Genomic DNA, 2,804 nt, shown 5'->3' on the forward strand with positions numbered 1-2,804 from the left:
CGGCGCTCGGGACATCGCCGCGCAGCTACGACGAGGCGGTGACCAAGTATTTCCTCGGTCGCTACGTCCGCTCGCGCGAAGGCTACAGCCAGGCCGAGGCCGCCAGCAATTTCCAGACGGTGGCGCTGTTGTCGTCGCAGGCCGAGCAGGCACGCTTTGCCGCCGTCTATCGCGGCTCGAACCCGGAAAGCCCGCAGGTAGTGCATGGCCGCTTTGGCGTCGCCGAGGTCCGAATCAAGGCGATCTCGCTGCTCGCGGACAACCTCGCCTCGGTTCGTTTCCTGAAGGAAAGCCGGAAAGGCGAGGAAATCAAGATCACGCATTGGATAGCGACGCTGACCTTTGCCTATGTCAACGCGCCGGTTTCCTCGACCGACCGCCTGATCAACCCGCTCGGCTTTCTTGTGTCGGAATATCGCGCCGATCCGGAGGTCGCGCCATGAGCCGCCGCGTTGTTGCAATCTGCTGCGGTCTGCTCTTGGCCATTGGCCTCGGATTGCCCTCGCTTGCCCTGCAGCTTCCGACCGCCGGAGCCCGTGACGAGCGCGTGCGCTTCGTCGCCTACGATCCGGCCAACGTCGTCAAGGTCAACGGCGTCATCCGGGCTTCGACGCAGGTGATCTTCACAGAAGACGAGGAGATCGCGCATGTCGCGATCGGCGACTCGATCGCCTGGGAGGTCGCGCCGGCCGGTTCGATCCTGTTCCTCAAACCCCGAGAAAAGCATCCGCCGACCAATCTGCAGGTCGTGACGACAAGGCGCGATGGCCGCAAGCGCTCCTACCAGTTCGAGCTCTCGATCACAGAGGCCTCGCTGAGGGAGAGCTACTTCGTCGTAAAATTCTCCTACCCGGCCGACGAGGCCGATCGTCGTCGCGCCGAGAACCAGGCGCGTGGCCAGCAGCGCGAAGGCGCGGTCATCGACCAGACCTTCGATCTCCACCAGCAATATGGGGCGCGCAACTGGCGCTTCTCGGCGCAGGGCTCGGCCGATCTCGAACCCGATGGTGTCTTCGATGACGGAAAGGTCACGAGCTTCCGCTACGCGGGCAATCGCGAGGTGCCGGCGATCTACATGGTCGGCTCGGACGGCGCGGAAAGTCTCGTGCCAAAGGACGTCCGCGGCGAGGTCGTCGTGGTCCATGCCACTGCGCGGGAGTTCCGGCTGCGCCGCGGCAGCGATGTGCTCTGCATCTTCAACGAGGCTTTCGATGCCGTCGGCGTGAACCCCGGGACCGGCACAACGAGCCCCAGCATTGCTCGCACCCAAAAGCAGCCAGCGCCTGCACGGCGCCGCTAAGGAGCATGCCATGATCGATCAGAATGCGTCTGCTGCCGTCGAGGGCGAACGCGGTATCACGCCGGTCTCTGGGCCTGTCGAGGGGTCGGGCCGGGCGCTCGCCAAGCGGGGCATCGGCGCGGCAGCCCTTATTGCCTTCTCGGTCATGGTGATCTGGAGCACTTGGAAATCCGATAAACCTGTCGAGAAGGGTGGCGCCAAACCGATCATCCGCCAGACAACGGCCTTCGAGCCCGCTCGCGAACCGCCAGCGCCCGTCCAACAGGCTGCCCTGCCGGTCCTGCCGCCTCAGCTCGCGCCGGCCGCCGCTCCGCCGCAAACCGACAAGCTGATGGAAAGCGCCCGCCGCGCGCCGGTGCTCGCCTTCAATCGGCCGGGCCGCGGGCCATCGGGCAACGGCGGAGGGCAGGGGGCTGCCCTGTCCGGATCGCCTCTGCTTGCGAGCACAGCCGAACCGCGCAACGAACTCGCCGATAAGCTGAAAGCCACCACCATCGAGGGTGTGCGCGCCGCGCGCCTGCCTAACCGAAATCTTCTTGTTACGCAGGGCACGGCGATCCCATGCGTGCTCGAGACAGCGATGTCGTCGGATGTGCCGGGGTTCGTCTCCTGCGTCGTGTTGCGCGATGTGTTGTCAGATTCCGGCCATGTCGTGCTGATGGAGAAGGGCACCCAGATCGTCGGCGAATACCGCGGCCAGGTCCGAAAGGGCTCAAAGCGCATGTTCGTGCTCTGGACACGCGCCAAGACGCCGACCGGCGTCATCGTCGCGCTCGCCTCGCCCGCGACCGATGCACTCGGCCGCGCCGGCTTCGACGGCGAGATCGACACGCATTTCTGGGAAAGGTTTGGCGCTGCACTCCTGCTCTCGATCGTCAGCGACGCTGCCGCGATCGGCCGCCAGCAGCTCGACGACGCCGATATCGAAATCCGCAACACGTCGGGCGCGGCCAATACGGCCGCTGGCATTGCCGTCGAGCGCTCGATTGATATCCCGCCGACGCTGAACAAGAATCAGGGCGAGCGGGTCAACATCTTCGTCGCCCGCGATCTGGATTTCTCCTCGGTTTACGATCTCAAGCGGATCGAGAGCCGTTCGCGGATCCTCGATCGCACCGTGCAGGGCACAGAGATCGGGGTCGCTCCCCCATCCCGGGTCACGAAGCCATGATGGCGCGCGCGTTGCCCATCGACGTGCAGCCGATCGTCGGGTTGGCGCCGGGTATTGCGACCCCTCCAAGCGGTGGAGACCGGCGCGCCAGCCGTATCGTGCTCGAGCGCTATCTTGCACCGCTCGCGCCCTTCCTGGCGCAGCCCGATCTGACCGAAATTGTCGTCAACCGGCCAGGCGAGGTGTTCACGGAAGTGCCGGGCGGCTGGCATCACCATGAGCTGCCCGGTCTCGGCCATGCCCATCTCATGCATCTGGCCACGGCTGCTGCCGGCTATACCCGACAAGATATCGGCCCCGACCATCCGATCGTCTCGACGACGCTGCCGGGCG

3 protein-coding genes and 1 pseudogene are annotated in these 2,804 nt (G+C 65.5%); all 4 read left to right on the plus strand.

Annotated elements, in window-relative coordinates:
• The coding region (locus AE618_RS05380) for a virB8 family protein (RefSeq protein WP_054208031.1) at positions 1–443 on the plus strand (443 nt) is incomplete at its 5' end.
• On the plus strand, positions 440–1,300 hold the full coding sequence (virB9, locus tag AE618_RS05385) for a P-type conjugative transfer protein VirB9 (protein WP_054208032.1): 861 nt from the start codon (positions 440–442) through the stop codon (positions 1,298–1,300). The genes AE618_RS05380 and virB9, both read left to right, overlap by 4 nt.
• A 10-nt stretch (positions 1,301–1,310) precedes the next feature.
• Positions 1,311–2,471 (plus strand): type IV secretion system protein VirB10, encoded by a 1,161-nt coding sequence (gene virB10, locus AE618_RS05390; RefSeq protein WP_054208033.1) that lies wholly within the window; start codon positions 1,311–1,313, stop codon positions 2,469–2,471.
• 11 nt (positions 2,472–2,482) lie between these two features.
• Positions 2,483–2,804: pseudogene (locus tag AE618_RS05395) on the plus strand (hypothetical protein); the annotation flags it as partial.

Origin of the sequence: Allobosea vaviloviae (assembly GCF_001298265.1) — a bacterium.
Taxonomy (GTDB): domain Bacteria; phylum Pseudomonadota; class Alphaproteobacteria; order Rhizobiales; family Beijerinckiaceae; genus Allobosea; species Allobosea vaviloviae_B.

What these genes read in the sequence shown, in the direction of transcription:
- virB9 (WP_054208032.1), top strand. Translation starts at nt 440, where the DNA reads ATGAGCCGCCGCGTTGTTGCAATCTGCTGCGGTCTGCTCTTGGCCATT.
- virB10 (WP_054208033.1), top strand. Translation starts at nt 1,311, where the DNA reads ATGATCGATCAGAATGCGTCTGCTGCCGTCGAGGGCGAACGCGGTATC.